Annotated in this window: 18 protein-coding genes; 13 read left to right on the forward strand and 5 right to left on the reverse strand. The window is 74.7% G+C overall.

Annotated elements, in window-relative coordinates:
* Positions 1–701: 701 nt before the first annotated feature.
* The 7 genes from WDV06_RS31730 (at position 702) to WDV06_RS31760 (ending at position 7,301) form a co-directional block, all read left to right on the forward strand.
* Positions 702–1,865 (forward strand): segregation and condensation protein A, encoded by a 1,164-nt coding sequence (locus WDV06_RS31730; RefSeq protein ID WP_395513259.1) that lies wholly within the window; start codon positions 702–704, stop codon positions 1,863–1,865.
* The gene (gene scpB, locus WDV06_RS31735; RefSeq protein WP_395513260.1) at positions 1,865–2,470 is read left to right on the forward strand and encodes an SMC-Scp complex subunit ScpB; all 606 of its coding nucleotides are present in this window, start codon (positions 1,865–1,867) and stop codon (positions 2,468–2,470) included. The genes WDV06_RS31730 and scpB overlap by 1 nt, the downstream gene beginning before the upstream one ends.
* Positions 2,470–3,729 carry a pseudouridine synthase gene (locus WDV06_RS31740; RefSeq protein WP_395513261.1) on the forward strand — a complete coding sequence of 420 codons (1,260 nt, stop codon included), beginning with the start codon at positions 2,470–2,472 and terminating at the stop codon, positions 3,727–3,729. The genes scpB and WDV06_RS31740 overlap by 1 nt, the downstream gene beginning before the upstream one ends.
* Before the next feature lie 128 nt (positions 3,730–3,857).
* Positions 3,858–4,469: a nicotinamide riboside transporter PnuC gene (pnuC, locus tag WDV06_RS31745; RefSeq protein WP_395513262.1), complete on the forward strand. Its 612-nt coding sequence runs from the start codon at positions 3,858–3,860 to the stop codon at positions 4,467–4,469.
* A complete protein-coding gene (locus WDV06_RS31750; protein WP_395513263.1) occupies positions 4,466–5,554 on the forward strand; it encodes an AAA family ATPase in 1,089 nt (362 codons plus the stop codon). Before pnuC ends, WDV06_RS31750 begins: the two co-directional genes overlap by 4 nt.
* Positions 5,551–6,288: an NUDIX hydrolase gene (locus WDV06_RS31755; RefSeq protein ID WP_395513264.1), complete on the forward strand. Its 738-nt coding sequence runs from the start codon at positions 5,551–5,553 to the stop codon at positions 6,286–6,288. The genes WDV06_RS31750 and WDV06_RS31755 overlap by 4 nt, the downstream gene beginning before the upstream one ends.
* The gene (locus WDV06_RS31760; protein WP_395513265.1) at positions 6,285–7,301 is read left to right on the forward strand and encodes an ADP-ribosylglycohydrolase family protein; all 1,017 of its coding nucleotides are present in this window, start codon (positions 6,285–6,287) and stop codon (positions 7,299–7,301) included. Before WDV06_RS31755 ends, WDV06_RS31760 begins: the two co-directional genes overlap by 4 nt.
* 21 nt (positions 7,302–7,322) lie before the next feature.
* Here the strand turns inward: WDV06_RS31760 and WDV06_RS31765 are convergent, their stop codons facing one another.
* The 3 genes from WDV06_RS31765 to WDV06_RS31775 all read right to left on the reverse strand — a co-directional run bounded on the left by WDV06_RS31765 (position 7,323) and on the right by WDV06_RS31775 (position 8,942).
* Positions 7,323–8,003 carry a nucleotidyltransferase domain-containing protein gene (locus WDV06_RS31765; RefSeq protein ID WP_395513266.1) on the reverse strand — a complete coding sequence of 227 codons (681 nt, stop codon included), beginning with the start codon at positions 8,001–8,003 and terminating at the stop codon, positions 7,323–7,325.
* Positions 8,004–8,032: 29 nt separating this feature from the next.
* Positions 8,033–8,512 (reverse strand): Rieske (2Fe-2S) protein, encoded by a 480-nt coding sequence (locus tag WDV06_RS31770; protein WP_395513267.1) that lies wholly within the window; start codon positions 8,510–8,512, stop codon positions 8,033–8,035.
* An 85-nt stretch (positions 8,513–8,597) separates the two neighbouring features.
* Complete coding sequence (locus WDV06_RS31775) at positions 8,598–8,942, reverse strand: DUF952 domain-containing protein (protein ID WP_395513268.1); 345 nt, start codon at positions 8,940–8,942, stop codon at positions 8,598–8,600.
* Between the two features lie 135 nt (positions 8,943–9,077).
* Between WDV06_RS31775 and WDV06_RS31780 the strand changes: the two genes are divergently transcribed.
* The 5 genes from WDV06_RS31780 (at position 9,078) to der (ending at position 13,773) form a co-directional block, all read left to right on the forward strand.
* Entirely contained in the window at positions 9,078–9,539 is a 462-nt protein-coding gene (locus tag WDV06_RS31780; protein WP_395513269.1) for a YidB family protein, read from the forward strand.
* 129 nt (positions 9,540–9,668) lie between these two features.
* Positions 9,669–10,757 carry a prephenate dehydrogenase gene (locus WDV06_RS31785; protein WP_395513270.1) on the forward strand — a complete coding sequence of 363 codons (1,089 nt, stop codon included), beginning with the start codon at positions 9,669–9,671 and terminating at the stop codon, positions 10,755–10,757.
* 135 nt (positions 10,758–10,892) lie between these two features.
* Positions 10,893–11,594: a (d)CMP kinase gene (cmk, locus tag WDV06_RS31790; protein WP_395513271.1), complete on the forward strand. Its 702-nt coding sequence runs from the start codon at positions 10,893–10,895 to the stop codon at positions 11,592–11,594.
* Positions 11,555–12,238 carry a lysophospholipid acyltransferase family protein gene (locus WDV06_RS31795; RefSeq protein WP_395513272.1) on the forward strand — a complete coding sequence of 228 codons (684 nt, stop codon included), beginning with the start codon at positions 11,555–11,557 and terminating at the stop codon, positions 12,236–12,238. Before cmk ends, WDV06_RS31795 begins: the two co-directional genes overlap by 40 nt.
* Positions 12,239–12,312: 74 nt before the next feature.
* Positions 12,313–13,773 carry a ribosome biogenesis GTPase Der gene (gene der, locus WDV06_RS31800; RefSeq protein WP_395513273.1) on the forward strand — a complete coding sequence of 487 codons (1,461 nt, stop codon included), beginning with the start codon at positions 12,313–12,315 and terminating at the stop codon, positions 13,771–13,773.
* 15 nt (positions 13,774–13,788) lie between these two features.
* On the opposite strand, the gene WDV06_RS31805 is transcribed toward der, so the two are convergent.
* Positions 13,789–14,235 (reverse strand): hypothetical protein, encoded by a 447-nt coding sequence (locus tag WDV06_RS31805; protein WP_395513274.1) that lies wholly within the window; start codon positions 14,233–14,235, stop codon positions 13,789–13,791.
* A gap of 219 nt (positions 14,236–14,454) precedes the next feature.
* Positions 14,455–15,270, reverse strand: a complete 816-nt coding sequence (locus WDV06_RS31810) for a hypothetical protein (protein WP_395513275.1) — start codon at positions 15,268–15,270, stop codon at positions 14,455–14,457.
* Positions 15,271–15,563: 293 nt separating this feature from the next.
* Between WDV06_RS31810 and WDV06_RS31815 the strand changes: the two genes are divergently transcribed.
* Positions 15,564–16,242: transglycosylase family protein (locus tag WDV06_RS31815; protein ID WP_395513276.1), on the forward strand; the 679-nt coding region annotated here is incomplete at its 3' end.

Consider the following 16,242-nt stretch of genomic DNA (forward strand, 5'->3'; position numbering starts at 1 on the left):
TCATACCCCGTACGTCGGCGGGCAGTTGGTGGTGATCGTGGCACACCGTGCGGCGGGGGGGGGGGGGGCCCCGCCCGCGCCGCGGGCGCGCCCCCCGGCGGCGGGGGGCGCGCCCGGGGCGCGCCCCCCCGCCGCCGCCCGCGCCGGGGGCGCCCCCCCCCCCCCCCCCCGCCCCAGCGGGGCGCAGACGTACCCCAAGCGGCACCCGGCGCACCCCCAGGCCCAGACAAACCCCCCACAGCGGCCCCGCCCGGTGCGGCGGCCCCGCCCGGTGCAGCGGTCCCGGCCCGCGTGGCGGTCCCGGCCCGTGCAGCGGTCCCGGCCCGTGCAGCGGCCCGGCCCCGCGTGGCGGCCCTGCCCCGCGTGGCGGCCCTGCCCCGCGTGGCGGTCCCGGCCCGCGTGGCGGTCCCGGCCCGCTTGGCGGTCCCGGCCCCTGCAGCGGCTCCGCCCCGTGCCGCGGCCCCGGCTCGCGTGGCGGCCCTGCCCCGCGTGGCGGCCCCGGCCCGTGTAGCGGCCCTGCCCGTGCGGCGGCTTCCGGCCCGTGCAGCGGCCCTGCCCCGTGCAGGGGTTTCCGGCGCGTCAGTGGCCCTGCCTCGTGCGGCGGCTGCGGGCCGCGCCCGGTGGTGGGCGGGGAAACGCCCGGCCAGGGCCTAGGCTGCAAGGGCCGCCCGGCCGCCACTCCCGCACCACCCTGGACCCGCATGCCCCCGAACCACACCCCCCGCCGGCCCCTGGGCCACGGCCCCGGCACCCCGCCGGAGCCCGCTGAGGCGCCCCCTGCCGGGCGAGGGGCCCCGGAAGGCGGCGAGGACACCCCGCGCGCCCCCGAAGCCGCCGACGGCCCCGCCGACCCCCCGCAACGGCTTCCGGAGCCGCACACGGCCCCGCACGAGGCCGGCACGGTCCCCGTTCCGGCCGCCATGCCGGACCCGGCTACCGATACGGCCGAGGCGGCCCCCGTCCCGGGTGGCATGCCGGACCCGTCCCCGCACGCGGCCGGCGCGACCCCCGTCCCGGCCGCCAGGCCGGAGACGGTCTCCGATACGGCCGAGGCGCAGGCCGCCGGAGGTGACGGTCGGTTCACGTTGCGGCTCGACAACTTCGAAGGCCCCTTCGACCTGCTGCTCCAGCTGATCTCCCGGCACAAGCTCGACGTCACCGAGGTGGCCCTCTCCCAGGTCACCGACGAGTTCATGGCACACATCCGCGCCATGGGCCCCGACTGGGACCTCGACCAGACCACCGAGTTCCTCGTTGTCGCCGCCACCCTCCTGGACCTCAAGGCCGCCCGCCTGCTGCCCGCCGCCGAGGTGGAGGACGAGGCCGACCTCGCGCTCCTGGAGGCCCGGGACCTGCTCTTCGCCCGGCTGCTCCAGTACCGGGCGTACAAGCGGATCGCCGAGATCTTCGAGCAGCGCGCCGAAGCGGAGGGCCGCCGCTTCCCCCGGACCGTCGGCCTGGAGCCGCACCACGCGGAGCTGCTGCCCGAGGTGGTGCTCGGCATCGGCGCCGAAGGGCTCGCCCGCCTCGCCGTACGGGCGATGCGGCCCAAGGCGAAGCCCGAGGTGTACGTCGACCACATCCACGCCCCGCTGGTCAGCGTCCGCGAGCAGGCGGGAGTCGTCGTACGCCTGCTCAAGGAGCGCGGCGAGGCCACCTTCCGGGAGCTCACCGAGGACGCCCCGGACACCCTCACCGTCGTCGCCCGGTTCCTGGCGCTGCTGGAGCTGTACCGGGAGAAGGCCGTGGTCCTCGACCAGGAGGAGGCCCTGCTCACCCTGACCGTCCGCTGGTGCGGCGGGGACGGCGACGGGATGCCGACGGTGACCGACGAGTTCGACCAGGTCGTGGAGGTACGGGAGTGATGGAACTCAAGGGGGCCCTGGAGGCCGTCCTGATGGTGGTGGACGAGCCCGCGACCGTCGAGCACCTCGCCAAGGTGCTCGAACGCACCCCCCGCGAGGTCGCCGCCGCCCTCGCCGCCCTCGCCGACGAGTACACCGTCCAGCGCCGGGGCTTCGAGCTGCGCCAGGTCGCCGGGGGCTGGCGGTTCTACACCCGGCCCGAGTACGCCGGGGCCGTCGAGGCCTTCGTCCTGGACGGCCAGCAGGCCCGGCTCACCCAGGCGGCCCTGGAGACCCTGGCGGTCGTCGCGTACCGCCAGCCGGTGAGCCGGTCGCGGGTCTCGGCGGTGCGCGGGGTCAACTGCGACGGGGTCATGAGGACCCTGCTCCAGCGGGGTCTGGTGGCCGAGGCGGGCACGGAACCCGAAACAGGTGCGATCCTGTACAGGACGACGAACTACTTTCTGGAGCGGATGGGCCTGCGCGGCCTGGACGAGCTCCCGGAGCTCGCGCCCTTCCTCCCCGAGGCGGACGCGATCGAAGCCGAGACGCAAGAAGGTGTGCCGTCGTTCGATCCGGACGCTCCGGACACTGACGTAGACGACGACAAGACGACGGAACTTTGATGCGAAGCAGCGGCAACGGCAACGGTGGCAACAGGAACAGCGGCGGCGGTGGCGGCGGCGGGCGTGGTGGTGCCCGCGGCGGCGGCTCCTCCGGCGGCGGTGGCTACCGCGGCGGTGGCGGCGGCTACCGGGGCGGCTCCGGCGGCGGCTCGGGCAGCGGGGGCGGCTACCGCGGCTCCTCCTCCGGCGGCGGCCAGGGGGGCTCGCGCGACCGCGACCGCGACCGCGACCAGGCGCCCCAGCGCCCCCGTCACCCGCGTCCCGAGGAGCGCCGCTACGACGTGGGTCCCGAGGGCGAGCGCAGCGGCCGCAGCGGCGGCGGCGCCCGTGGTGCGGCCGCGCGCGGTGGTGCCAAGGGCGGCCCCAAGGCCTCCAAGACCCCCGGCATCGGTGGCGCCGGCGGCCCGCGCCGCGGCCCCGGCAGCCGCAGCGGCCAGTCGCGTCCCCGCGAGCTGGACGCGCGGATCGAGGAGCGCGTGCGCGACCGGTACGCCGACAAGCCGGTGATCCGCACGCCCAAGACCTTCCCGGGCGCCGAGCTGGAGGGCGAGCGGCTGCAGAAGGTGCTGGCCCGCGCCGGCATGGGCTCGCGCCGCGCCTGCGAGGAGCTCATCGAGCAGGCCCGCGTCGAGGTCAACGGCGAGATCGTCACCGAGCAGGGCAAGCGCGTCCAGCCGAAGGACGAGATCAAGGTGGACGGCCTGACCGTCGCCACCCAGTCCTACCTCTTCTTCGCGCTGAACAAGCCGGCCGGCGTCGTCTCCACCATGGAGGACCCGGACGGCCGCCAGTGCCTGGGCGACTACGTCACCAACCGCGAGACCCGTCTCTTCCACGTCGGCCGGCTCGACACCGAGACCGAGGGCATCATCCTCCTCACCAACCACGGTGAGCTGGCCCACCGCCTGACGCACCCCAAGTACGGCGTGCAGAAGACCTATGTCGCGGCGATCACCGGCTCGCTGCCGCGCGACATCGGCAAGCGGCTCAAGGACGGCATCGAGCTGGAGGACGGCTGGGCCCGCGCCGACAACTTCCGCGTCGTCGACCAGGTCGGCAAGAACTACCTGGTCGAGGTGACCCTCCACGAGGGCCGCAAGCACATCGTCCGCCGCATGCTGTCCGAGGCCGGCTTCCCGGTCGAGAAGCTCGTGCGGACCTCCTTCGGCCCGATCGAGCTCGGCGACCAGAAGTCCGGCTGGCTGCGCCGCCTGACCAACACCGAGGTCGGCATGCTCATGCGCGAGGTCGGCCTCTAGCCGTCCCCGACCCCCTACGGAAGCCCGCGGTGCCACCGGCACCGCGGGCTTCCGCGTTCCCGTGCCTTGTGGCCGCCCCCGGACCTGTTTATAGTCATCCTGACTATTAAAGGAAGCGGGTGGGCCCGATGGGCTGGGAAACGAGCTGGACCGAGATCCTCGGCTTCGCCACCGGCGCCGTGTGCGTCTGGCTGGTGGCCCGGCAGCACGTGGCCAACTGGCCGGTCGGCATCGCCAACAACGTGTTCTTCATCGTGCTGTTCGCCCAGGCCGGCCTCTACGCCGACGCCGGGCTCCAGATCGTCTTCATCGCCCTCGCCGCGTACGGCTGGTGGTCCTGGACCCACGGGGGTGGACCAGGAACCGCCGAGACCCTGCCGGTGCGCCGCACCACGCGCCCCGAATGGATCCGGCTGCTCGCGGCGGGGGCGGTGGGGACCGCCGGACTGACCCTGCTCCTGTCCCGGGTCAGCGACTCCACCGTCCCCTTCTGGGACGCGCTGACCACCGCCCTCTCCCTGATGGCCACCTACGGGCAGTGCCGCAAGCTCCTCGAATCCTGGTGGCTGTGGATCGCCGTCGACCTCGTCTACGTCCCCCTGTACGTCCACAAGGGGCTGTACCTGACCTCGGTCCTCTACGCCGGCTTCCTCGCCCTGTGCGTGGCCGGGCTCGTCGGCTGGCGGCGCGCCCTCCCGGAGCACGGCGCCCGCACGGCCACCGCGGGAGCGGCCGCATGAGCGCCGGCAAGCGGTTCGGGCACGGGTTGGTGCTCGGCAAGTTCTACCCGCCGCACGCCGGACACCACCACCTCGTGCGCACCGCCCAGGACCAGTGCGAACGGCTGACCGTACTGGTCTGCGCCGCCTCCGTGGAGTCGGTGCCGCTCGCCGACCGGGTCGCCTGGATGCGCGAGGAGCACCCCGGCGCGGACGTGGTCGGCGCGGTCGACGACGTCCCCGTCGACCTGCACGACCCGCAGGTCTGGGAGGCCCACATGGCGATCTTCCGGGCGGCGGTGGGCCGGCGCGTGGACGCCGTCTTCACCTCCGAGGAGTACGGGACCGAGCTCGCCCGGCGCTTCGGCGCCGAGGAGGTCCTGGTGGACCGGGCGCGCAGCCTGTTCCCCGTCTCCGGCACGGCCGTACGGGCCGACCCGGTCGGCTGCTGGGAGTTCCTGGGCCCGGCCGTGCGGGCCGCGCTGACCCGCAGGGTCGTCGTGCTCGGCGCCGAGTCCACCGGGACCACGACCCTCTCCCGGGAACTGGCCGCGCACTACCGCCTCCGCGGCGGGGTGTGGGCGAAGACCGGCTGGGTCGCCGAGTACGGGCGCGAGTACAGCGAGGAGAAGCTGGCCGCGGCCCGCGCGGTGGACCCGGCGGCCTCCTGGGAGGACGTGTCCTTCGCCTCGCGGGAGTTCCCGGTCATCGCCCGGCGGCAGGACGAGAACGAGGAGCGCGCCGCCCGGCTGGGCTCGCCGGTGCTGTTCTGCGACACGGACTCCTTCGCGACGGGCATCTGGCACGAGCGCTACGTCGGCGGCCGCAACCGCCAGGTCGAGCGGATCGCCGCGCGGACCCGGCGGGACCTGTACCTGCTGACCGACCACGAGGGAGTCCCCTTCGAAGACGACGGCCTGCGCGACGGACCGGAGCTCAGACCGTGGATGACGGCCCGCTTCCGGCGGGAACTCGCCCGCACCGGCAGGCGTTTCCTGGTGGTGGGCGGTGACCGTCGCTCACGGCTGGACCAGGCCGTGGCCGCGGTCGACGGCCTCCTGGCCGAGGGCTGGCACTTCACCGCCCCCCTTCCGGAGCGCCGATGACCACCACCACGCCCTATGACCCGCACGCCTTCGAGCCGTTCGCGGTGACCGTCGACCTGGCCGTGCTCACCGTGCGCGGCGGCGCCCTGCACGTCCTGCTGATCCGGCGCGGGCAGGAACCGTACGCGGGCGCCTGGGCCCTGCCCGGAGGCTTCGTGCTGCCCCGGGAGTCCGCCGAGACGGCGGCCCTGCGCGAGCTCGCCGAGGAGACGGGCCTGCCGCCGCAGCTGGTCGCCACCCTCCACCCGGAGCAGCTGCGCACCTACAGCGAACCGGACCGCGACCCGCGGATGCGGGTGGTCTCCGTCGCCTTCACCGCCCTCGTCCCAGACATGCCGGAACCGGCCGAGGAGGGCGGCGGCGACGCCGACCGGGCGCGCTGGGTGCCGGTGGAGGAGGCCTCGGACCTCGCCTTCGACCACGGGCGGATCCTCGCCGACGCCCGCCGCAGGGTCGGCGCGAAGCTGGAGTACACCTGCCTCGCCACCGCCTTCTGCCCGCCCGAGTTCACCCTCGGGGAACTCCAGGCCGTCTACGAGACGGTCTGGGGCACCGGCCTCGACCGCCCCAACTTCCGCCGCAAGGTACTCGCCACGCCCGGCTTCGTCGAAGCCGTCCCCGGAGCCGCCCGGCTCACCGGCGGCCGCGGCAAACCGGCCGCCCTCTACCGGGCCGGCCCGGCGACCGCCCTCCACCCGCCCCTGCTGCGACCCACGGAAGGACCGACCCCGTGACCGCCCCCAAGCGTGCCGCGACCGGCGCCCTGATCGGACTGGCCCTGGGCGACGCCCTCGGCTTCCCGACCGAGTTCAACGACGTCCCGTCCATCCTGGCCAAGACCGGACCGTGGCGGCAGATGCGCCTGCCCCGGCCGGCGCTCGTCACCGACGACACCCAGATGACCCTGGCCCTGGCCCGCGGCATACGGACGGCCGCCGAACGCGGCCGGGTCGGCCCGCTGCGGCTGGCGCGGCCGGTCCGCGAGGAGTTCGTCGACTGGTACCACTCCCCGGAGAACAACCGCGCCCCCGGCCGCACCTGCCTGGTGGCGTGCCGCCTGCTGGACGACCCGGCGCGGGACTGGCGGGACGCCAGCCAGACCGGCTCCAAGGGCTGCGGCGCCAACATGCGCGTCGCGCCCGTCGGCCTGGTCCCCGGCTGGACGGACGAGGAGCGCGCGGGAGCCGCCCAGCTCCAGTCGGCCCTCACCCACGGCCACCCCACCGCCCTGGCCGCCTCCGACCTGACCGCCCGCGCCGTCCACCTGCTGGCGCAGGGCACCGAGGTGACGGGCCTGGTCGGGCGGCTGCGCTCGTACGCACTGGAGAACCGCACCCGCTACCACGAGCGCTGGCTCGGCGACCTCTGGATGCGCACCGCCTGCGACGCCTCGCCGGAGTCCTTCATGGCCCGGGGCTGGGACGAGTGCCTGGCCGTCCTGGACCGGCTCGCGGCCGCCCTGCGCACCCCCTCCCCGGAGACCGACCCCTGCCTGGCCACCGGCGACGGCTGGATCGCCGAGGAGGCCCTGGCCACCGCCCTGCACTGCTTCCTGCTCTTCCCGGACGAACCCCTCCTGGCCCTGCGCCGGGCCGCCTGCACGGCGGGCGACTCCGACTCCCTCGCCTGCCTGGCCGGCGCCTTCGCGGGCGCCCACCTCGGCGCGGACGCCTGGCCCCGGGACTGGGAGGGCGGCATCGAGTACCGCGACGAACTCCTCGCCTTCGGCACCCTCTGGGACGCCTGAGCGGGACTCCGACGGCACGCCCTAGAGGGCCGACGCGCGGCGGGTGCGGTGGAGGAAGTCCGATACGCGGGGCAGGTCCGGGGCGGAGGGGAGGGGCGTGGAGGCGAGGGCGGATCCGGCTTCCTCCGTGAGGCGGGTCATCCAGGCGTCGACCTCCTCCCAGGTCCGCTCGCCCCGCTTCACCGCCAGGAGGCGGTCCCGGTACGGGGTGACGTCGATCTCCAGGCGGCCCGTGCGCAGCAGGTCGCGGCAGGACAGCAGCAGCCGCAGCAGGTGCATGGCGTGCTTCCAGCGCGGGGCGCCGTGCAGGCGGACGTCCGCGACGAGTTTGCGGTGCTGCCCGGCCGCGTACCGGGTGAAGGTGGAGTGGGCCCGGCGGGAGAGGAACGCCCCGCGCAGGGACACGAGTTCCTCTCCCACCGGGGTGATCCGGTCCACCAGGGGCGAGTGCAGGCACTCCAGGATGTTGGGGTTGGCACGCAGCGCGAGCTCGCAGAAGCGTTCCAGCTCCCAGGAGAACTCCTCCTCCCGCGGCCCCTCCACGTGGGTGGGCGGCTTGTCGAACCGCCAGAAGAGCGGCGTGGGAGCGAGGAAGACACCGCGCCGGTCGGTGTCGCTCGCCTCCGTGGCCAGCCCGAAGGCGCGGGAGCCCATCACGCAGGCGTAGATCGTGTGGTCCCGGACCAGGGTGAGGTCGTCCATGCGGGGGAGGGTAGGCGGCGGGGAACGGGCTAGGCGAGCGAGATTTCGCCGTTCGGGGCCACCACGATCTTCTTCTCCTCCAGGCCGCGGGTCGCCGGCCCGTGCGTCACCGCCCCGTCCGCGACCTGGAACCGGCTGCCGTGGCAGGGACAGTCGATGGTGCCGTCCGCCACCTTGTTCACCAGGCATCCCTGGTGCGGGCACACCGCCGAGAAGCAGCGGAAGGAGCCGGCCGTCGGCTGGGTCACCACCAGTTTCGCCTCCTTCAGGACCGTGCCGCCGCCGACCGGCACCTTCGAGGAGTCCACGAGCGGCTTCGCGGCCTGCTGCGGGGCGGACCCGGTCGGGGCGGAGGGCGGGGCGGAGGCGGCGGCGGACGGGGCCTGCGGACCCGTCGGCTCGGTGGCGGACTTGTTCTCTCCGCCACCGCACGCGGCGAGCGTGCCGCCTGCCAGGGCGGCCGCCCCGGCCGCGAGTACCGTGCGCCGGGCGGTCTGTGAATCGGTCATGGGAGCTCCGTGGTTCGTCGGTGGCGGGGATGGCGAGGAGCATCCTGGCGTGTGGGGGCCTCTGGTTGAAGCCCCCCACGCCGGGTCACCCGCCCGGGTGCCAGGGGGTCAGCTCCGCCGCACCGCCGCCGGGCGTGCGTACGACCTCCCACACGCGTACCACGGCGTCCCGGTTCAACGGCCCGTGGACGTGCGGGTACGGGTCGTCCGGGCCGCCGCTGCGGCGGACCTCCGCCGTCAGGGCCGCCTCGTCGAGCTCCACGGCGAGCAGCGGGCCCGGCACCTCCCGGTAGTGGGACCCCGCGATGGCCAGGACCGTCGGGCGGTCCGCCGAGCAGTGGACGAACCCCTCGGAGGCGAGCGAGGCGGGGGCGTACGGGAGCTCCGGGGCAGCGCTCCAGTCCGTGAGCGGGACGATGTGGAAGATCATGCCGATGGTTGTACCGCACCGGCGCCGACGGGCGTGCGCCAAGTGGCGTTGCGCGGCGATCCGGGCGACATTGTCCGTGTCTCGCAGCCCGGCCGGCGCCGACGCGCGGACGGCCCCCTCGAAAGGCACAGGACCATGGCGGGTAACGACCTCGGCTCCCTGCTCGGTGGACTCCTCGGCGGTGGCCGGGGCGGCAGCGGCGGCGCGGCGGGCGGCGGCGGGGGCGACCTCCTCGGCGCGCTGATCGGCGCCCTGGCGGGCGGCGGCGCGGGCGGCGGCCAGGCGGCCGGAGGGGCGGCCGCAGGGGCGGACAACCCCCTCGGGGGACTGCTGGACATGCTGACCAGGTCCGGCCTCGCCGACCAGGCCCGGTCCTGGATCGGCACCGGCGAGAACCAGCCCGTCAGCGGCGCCCAGATCAAGGAGGCGCTGCCCGACGACGCGCTCCGGCAGGCCGCCCGGCAGGCCGGCGTCAGCCCCGACGAGGCGGCCGACCAGCTGGCGCAGACCCTCCCGCAGGCCGTCGACAAGCTCACCCCGAACGGCCGGGTGCCGACCGAGTCACTGGAGGAGATCATGCGGCAGCAGAACCTCTGAGCCCCGGCCCGCGCTGCCACCAGGGCCCGGCCCCGTCCACAGGGCGGACCGCCGGGTCCTTCCGCGGTACCGGGTGGCTACCCTGAGTCAGGTCCAGCCCGCCGTTACGCGATCACCCTTGGAGCGCCCGTGAGAACCGCCGTCGTCATCGGAACCGGACTGATCGGCACCTCCGCGGCGCTCGCCCTGACCGCCCGCGGCGTCACCGTGCACCTCGTCGACCACGACGCGGCGCAGGCCCGTACCGCCGCCGCCCTGGGAGCGGGCACCGACGAGGCCCCCGAGGGCCAGGTCGACCTCGCGGTCGTCGCCGTACCGCCCGCCCACGTGGCCGCCGCACTGGCCGACGCCATCGGCCGCGGGCTGGCCCGGGCCTACGTGGACGTGGCCAGCGTCAAGGGCGGGCCGCGGCGCGAGCTCGCCGCCCTGGGCGCCGACACCTCCGCCTACATCGGCACCCACCCCATGGCGGGCAAGGAGAGCTCCGGCCCGCTGGCCGCGACGGCGGACCTCTTCGAGGGCCGCCCCTGGGTGCTGACCCCGACCCGCGACACCGACCACGAGGTGCTCAACCTGGCGCTGGAGCTCGTCGCCCTGTGCCGGGCCGTCCCCGTCGTCATGGACGCCGACGCCCACGACCGGGCGGTCGCCCTCGTCTCCCACACCCCGCAGCTGGTCTCCAGCATGGTCGCCGCCCGCCTGGAGGAGGCGGACGAGACGGCCGTGCGGCTGTGCGGCCAGGGCATCCGCGACGTGACCCGGATCGCCGCCTCCGACCCCCGGATGTGGGTGGAGATCCTCTCCGCCAACCCCGGACCGGTCGCCGACGTCCTGGCCGGTATCGCCGCCGACCTGGAGGAAACCGTGGAGGCCCTGCGCGGACTCCAGTCCTCCGACGAGGCCAAGCGCCGGGGCGGCGCCGCCGGCATCGAGGACGTGCTCAGGCGGGGCAACGCGGGACGGGTCCGCGTCCCCGGCAAGCACGGCGCGGCGCCCATGGCCTACGAGACGGTCGGGGTGTTCATCAGCGACAAGCCCGGCGAGCTGGCGCGGATCTTCGCCGACGCGGGCCGGGCCGGGGTCAACATCGAGGACGTGCGGATCGAGCACGCCACCGGCCAGCAGGCGGGCCTGGTGCAGCTCATGGTGGAGCCCAGGGCCGTCGCGGCCCTGGCCGCCGAGCTCCGCGAGCGCGGCTGGGCCCTGCGCCGGCAGTAGTCCCGGGGTCCCGGGCGGGGCCGGTACGGTCCCGCCGACCGCCCGGGACCGGCGGGCGCCCGGGCCCGGTAACCTGGTGAGGGGCGCTCTTGGCGCGCCCGGACACGTACGCGCAACCAGGAAGGTGCCCGCACCGTGGAATCCGCAGCTCCGTCCGCCGTGATCGTCGCCATCGACGGTCCCTCCGGCACGGGCAAGTCCAGCACCTCCAAGGCCGTGGCCGCCAAGCTCGGGCTGCGCTACCTGGACACCGGTGCCCAGTACCGGGCCATCACCTGGTGGATGATCACCAACGGCATCGACACCGACGACCCGCAGGCGATCGCCCTCGCCGCCGGAAAGCCGGTCATCGTCTCGGGTACGGACCCCTCCGCGCCCACCATCACCGTGGACGGCCAGGACGCCTCCGGCCCGATCCGCACCCAGGAGGTCACCTCCAAGGTCAGCGCCGTCAGCGCCGTCCCCGAGGTGCGCACCCTGATCACCGATCTCCAGCGCTCCATCGCCGCCGAGGCGGCCGAGCAGGCGGACGGGATCGTGGTCGAGGGCCGGGACATCGGCACCACCGTCCTCCCCGACGCCGACCTGAAGATCTTCCTGACCGCGTCCGCGGAGGCCCGCGCCGCCCGCCGCAGCGGCGAGCTGCGCGGCAAGGAGGCGACGGACCTCGCCGCCACCCGCGAAGCCCTGATCAAGCGGGACGCCGCCGACTCCGGCCGCAAGACCTCCCCGCTGGCCAAGGCCGCCGACGCCGTCGAGGTGGACACCACCGAGCTCACCCTCGACCAGGTCATCGAATGCGTCGTGACCCTGGTGGAAGAGCGGCGGGGCAAGTGAGCGATACGCCCTCCCTCAAGGGTGCGGCGGTCGGCAGACGCATCGGAATCGGGCTCATGTACGGGCTCTGGAAGCCGCGTGTGCTGGGTGCCTGGAAGGTACCCGCCACCGGCCCCGTGATCCTGGCCGTGAACCACTCCCACAACATCGACGGCCCCCTGGTCATGGGCACGGCCCCCCGGCCGCTGCACTTCCTGATCAAGAAGGAGGCGTTCGTCGGGCCCCTCGGTCCCTTCCTGGAGGGGATCGGGCAGGTGAAGGTGGACCGCTCCGGCACCGACCGGACCGCGATCACCCGCGCCCTGGACGTCCTCGACCGCGGCGGCGCCCTGGGGATATTCCCCGAGGGCACCCGGGGAGACGGGGACTTCGCGTCCCTGCGCGCCGGCCTCGCCTACTTCGCGGTCCGCAGCGGCGCGCCCATCGTGCCGGTCGCCGTCCTGGGCAGCACCGACGCCGGGGGCCGGCTCGTCAAGGGCCTGCCGCCGCTGCGCAGCCGCGTCGACGTCGTCTTCGGCTCCGCCTTCGAGGCCGGGGGCGGCACGGGCCGCCGGACGCGGACCGCGCTGGACGCCGCCACCGTACGCATCCAGGACCGGCTCACCGCCCACCTGTCGGACGCCAAGCGCCTCACCGGGCGCTGAGCGAGACTTGAACCAGTAGTGGCGCCCGCCGCGCGGGTACCACCGATCACCACGAACGACGAGGAACGGACTTCATGAACGACCAGCACGACCACGGAGCACTTGGCGACGCCGAGTACGCGGAGTTCATGGAGCTCGCCGCGGAGGAAGGCTTCGACCTGGAGGACGTCGAGGACGCCATCGGGGAAGCCGGCCACGGACCGCTCCCCGTCCTGGCCGTCGTCGGCCGCCCGAACGTCGGCAAGTCGACCCTGGTCAACCGCATCATCGGCCGCCGCGAGGCGGTCGTCGAGGACAAGCCGGGCGTCACCCGCGACCGCGTCACCTACGAGGCCGAGTGGGCCGGCCGCCGCTTCAAGGTCGTCGACACCGGCGGCTGGGAGCAGGACGTCCTCGGCATCGACGCCGCCGTCGCCGCCCAGGCCGAGTACGCCATCGAGACCGCCGACGCGGTCGTCTTCGTCGTGGACGCCAAGGTCGGCGCCACCGACAGCGACGAGGCCGTCGTCAAGCTGCTGCGCCGGGCCGGCAAGCCCGTCGTCCTGTGCGCCAACAAGGTCGACGGCCAGAGCGGCGAGGCGGACGCGGCGTACCTGTGGTCCCTGGGCCTGGGCCAGCCGTACCCGGTCTCCTCGCTCCACGGCCGCGGCACGGGCGACATGCTCGACGCCGTCCTGGACGTCCTGCCCGACGCCCCCGCGCAGACCTTCGGCGGCGCCCCGATCGGCGGCCCGCGCCGCATCGCCCTGATCGGCCGTCCCAACGTCGGCAAGTCCTCGCTCCTGAACAAGGTCGCCCGTGAGGACCGCGTCGTCGTCAACGAGCTGGCCGGCACCACCCGCGACCCGGTCGACGAGCTCATCGAGCTCGGCGGGGTCACCTGGAAGTTCGTCGACACCGCCGGCATCCGCAAGAAGGTCCACCTCCAGCAGGGCGCCGACTACTACGCCTCGCTGCGCACGGCCGCGGCCGTCGAGAAGGCGGAGGTGGCGGTCATCCTGATCGACACCACCGAGAGCATCAGCGTCCAGGACCAGCGCATCATCACCATGGCCGTCGAGGCCGGCCGCGCGATCGTGATCGCGTACAACAAGTGGGACGAGCTGGACGAGGAGCGCCGCTACTACCTGGAGCGCGAGATCGAGACCGAGATGCAGCAGGTCTCCTGGGCGCCCCGGGTCAACGTCTCGGCGAAGACCGGCCGCCACATGGAGAAGCTGGTCCCGGCGATCGAGACCGCCCTCGCGGGCTGGGAGACGCGCGTCCCCACCGGCCGCCTGAACGCCTTCCTCGGCGAGGTCGTCGCCGCGCACCCGCACCCCATCCGCGGCGGCAAGCAGCCCCGCATCCTGTTCGGTACCCAGGCGGGCAGCAAGCCGCCGCGGTTCGTCCTCTTCGCCTCCGGCTTCCTGGAGCACGGCTACCGGCGCTTCATCGAGCGCCGCCTGCGCGAGGAGTTCGGCTTCGAGGGCACCCCGCTGCACATCTCGGTGCGGGTGCGCGAGAAGCGCGGCGCCCAGTACAAGAAGAAGTAGCGGCGCGGACCGGGGTCAGTAGCCCCGGCGCGGAGCGGGCGGCAGGGCCGCCGGGATGTGCTGCATCCCGGTGTGGTGCTGCCGCCCGTCGCCGTATCCGGGGCCGTTCCCGGACGGCGGTACGGGGACGGCGGCCCCGGCGTGCGCGTAGAGGGGCTGTGGAACCACCGGCGCGGGCGGGTAGGCCGGCTGCCAGGAGTCGGCGCGCTGCCATGCGGAACCGTTCCAGCCGCCGGCGTACGAGCCGCTGCCGTACGCGACGGCGGAGGACCCGGTGTAGGAGCCGCCGTACGAGGAGCCGTACGAGGACCCGTACGAGAAGGCCGTGAAGCCGAGGTCCTCCTCGCCGGTCCGGTCGCCCGGCAGGGCGCGGAAGGAACGCAGGTACTCCGCGTACAGGGCGTCGAAGATCGGGGTGTGCGAGGCGGCCGGAGCGTGGTCCCGGTCCAGTGCGGGGCGCATCGCGGGGACGCTGCTCGGATGGGACGGGGCGCGGGAGGGGTCGTATGCATGCACGTATCAGCCAACGAAACGGGGGCCCTGCGGATGCGGGGTGACGGGGCGTAAAACGCAGATCGCCGGGGGTGCGCGGGACGGACCGCGCACCCCCGGCGCATGCCGCCCGGCCTCCTTCGTGGGGAGGACGGGCGGCCGTTCCGGCGGGGAGGGAAGGCTTCGGGCTCAGGCGCCCGCGGCACCCGCGAGGGGCATCGAGGCCGCGACGAGCTTGCCGTTGGACGCGGCCTTGTCCAGGGCGTCGCGGAGCAGGTCCTCGCGCGGCTGCTGGCCGATGGAGCCGACCGGGGCGGCGTAGACCAGGACCCGCTGCGTCTTGTTGACGGCAGCCCTCCAGCCGTCGGTGACCGACAGGGCCTGGTGCGCCTGCCACCAGGAGACCTGGGGACCGCCGCCCGCGCCGGGCTGGAGCACGGCGTGCAGCTGGCCGCCGGCGAGCAGTACCGACCAGCCTTCGAGGGCGGAGGGCACCTGGTTGGTGTCGGTGACGGGGATGAAGCCCTGCTCGATGAGGAGCGGCAGGAAGTCGTCGCCGGGGCCGGTGGTGCCGGGTCGGGCGATCGGCGCGGTGGGCTCGACGACGAGCGCCGGGTGCAGCTCGCCGTTGATCAGGATCAGGCCGCTGGTGATGCCGAGGACGGCCTGGCCGCCGGGAACGCTTTGCGGGACCTCGCCGCCGGGGGCCGCCTGTTCCGGGGCGGGGCTGTCACCGGTGATGCTGCGCACGGCGCCCTGGAGCTCGGCCTCGGAGACCGTGACGACCTGGGAGGGGATGCAGCCGGCGTGGGCGAAGGCGAGGACGGCCGTCTCCTCGCCCACGAACAGCACGGTGCTCGTCGGGTCGGTCTCGGGGTCGCCGGGGGTGCGGCAGGAGGTGCAGTCGTAACTGCCCGGGGCGTCGTCACCGGTGAGCAGCCTGTCGGCTTCTTCGTCACCGATCTCGGCACGTACCTCAAGACTGACGTCGAGCATGCGCGGCACGGGGGGGCTCCTCATTCATGCGGGGGCCGGGGGGTTCCCGGCTCGCCGGGCTCAACGGCCGAGGCTCGGCCGGGGTCACGCCGTTTGAGGGAACGGAATCGAACCGGCCACCCGAACGAGTGAACCGCTCGGCGGTGACTTCGGTTTTGTGGCAACTGTTGTGTGGTTGTGCGCAGTTGATGGTCGGAGCTGGCCGTTTGGAGGGTGGGGTGGTGGTCGGCCGTCCGGGTGGGGCGCGGGGGAGCGCCGCGTGGCGGGGCGGCCCGGGAAAAGGGGCCGCGTAGCGTGGCGCGATGCCCGATGTCTGCCTTCCGGTCCGCTTCCGGCGGGCCGCGTTCGCGGTCTGCGCCGCGCTGGTGCTCGTACTCCCGTGGGGCGCCGGCGCGGTCGCGGCGCCGCCCCCGCCGGCTCCCGGGCCGGCGGGGGCCGCGCATCCCGGTTCTCCGGGCGTCATCGGGAACGGGCCGGGGGACTGCGGACCGGGCGGCGAGTGGCCGTGGGACTGCGTCGCCGACTGCGAGAGCAGCGGGCGGTGGGCGGTGAACACGGGCAACGGGTTCTACGGGGGGCTCCAGTTCTGGCAGCCGACGTGGGAGGAGCACGGGGGGCTCGTCTACGCGGCGCGGGCGGACCTGGCGACGCGGGAGCAGCAGATCCGGGTGGCGGAGGACGTGCTGGGGATCCAGGGGTGGGAGGCGTGGCCGGTCTGCGCGAAGCGGTACGGGCTGGCGGGGCGGATGCACGTGGTGCGGGGCGGGGACACGCTCGACGGCATCGCGCGCCGGCGGCGCGTTCCCGGGGGGTGGCGGGCGCTGTACGAGGCGAACCGGGCTGTGGTGGGCCCGAACCCGGCCGCCCTGAAACCCGGCCTCCTCCTCATCCTCCCGGGCCGGGGCCCCCCCCCCCCCCCCCCCCCCCCCCCCCCCCCCCCCCCCCCCCCCCCCCCCCCCCCCGCCCCCCCCCCCCCCCCCC

This window comes from Streptomyces racemochromogenes, assembly GCF_044129415.1.
Taxonomy (GTDB): domain Bacteria; phylum Actinomycetota; class Actinomycetes; order Streptomycetales; family Streptomycetaceae; genus Streptomyces; species Streptomyces racemochromogenes_A.

Coding starts and splice junctions, on each gene's coding strand:
- WDV06_RS31730 (WP_395513259.1), top strand. CDS start 702: ATGCCCCCGAACCACACCCCCCGCCGGCCCCTGGGCCACGGCCCCGGC.
- scpB (WP_395513260.1), top strand. CDS start 1,865: ATGGAACTCAAGGGGGCCCTGGAGGCCGTCCTGATGGTGGTGGACGAG.
- WDV06_RS31740 (WP_395513261.1), top strand. CDS start 2,470: ATGCGAAGCAGCGGCAACGGCAACGGTGGCAACAGGAACAGCGGCGGC.
- pnuC (WP_395513262.1), top strand. CDS start 3,858: ATGGGCTGGGAAACGAGCTGGACCGAGATCCTCGGCTTCGCCACCGGC.
- WDV06_RS31750 (WP_395513263.1), top strand. CDS start 4,466: ATGAGCGCCGGCAAGCGGTTCGGGCACGGGTTGGTGCTCGGCAAGTTC.
- WDV06_RS31755 (WP_395513264.1), top strand. CDS start 5,551: ATGACCACCACCACGCCCTATGACCCGCACGCCTTCGAGCCGTTCGCG.
- WDV06_RS31765 (WP_395513266.1), bottom strand. CDS start 8,003: ATGGACGACCTCACCCTGGTCCGGGACCACACGATCTACGCCTGCGTG.
- WDV06_RS31770 (WP_395513267.1), bottom strand. CDS start 8,512: ATGACCGATTCACAGACCGCCCGGCGCACGGTACTCGCGGCCGGGGCG.
- WDV06_RS31775 (WP_395513268.1), bottom strand. CDS start 8,942: ATGATCTTCCACATCGTCCCGCTCACGGACTGGAGCGCTGCCCCGGAG.
- WDV06_RS31780 (WP_395513269.1), top strand. CDS start 9,078: ATGGCGGGTAACGACCTCGGCTCCCTGCTCGGTGGACTCCTCGGCGGT.
- WDV06_RS31795 (WP_395513272.1), top strand. CDS start 11,555: ATGCGTCGTGACCCTGGTGGAAGAGCGGCGGGGCAAGTGAGCGATACG.
- der (WP_395513273.1), top strand. CDS start 12,313: ATGAACGACCAGCACGACCACGGAGCACTTGGCGACGCCGAGTACGCG.
- WDV06_RS31805 (WP_395513274.1), bottom strand. CDS start 14,235: ATGCGCCCCGCACTGGACCGGGACCACGCTCCGGCCGCCTCGCACACC.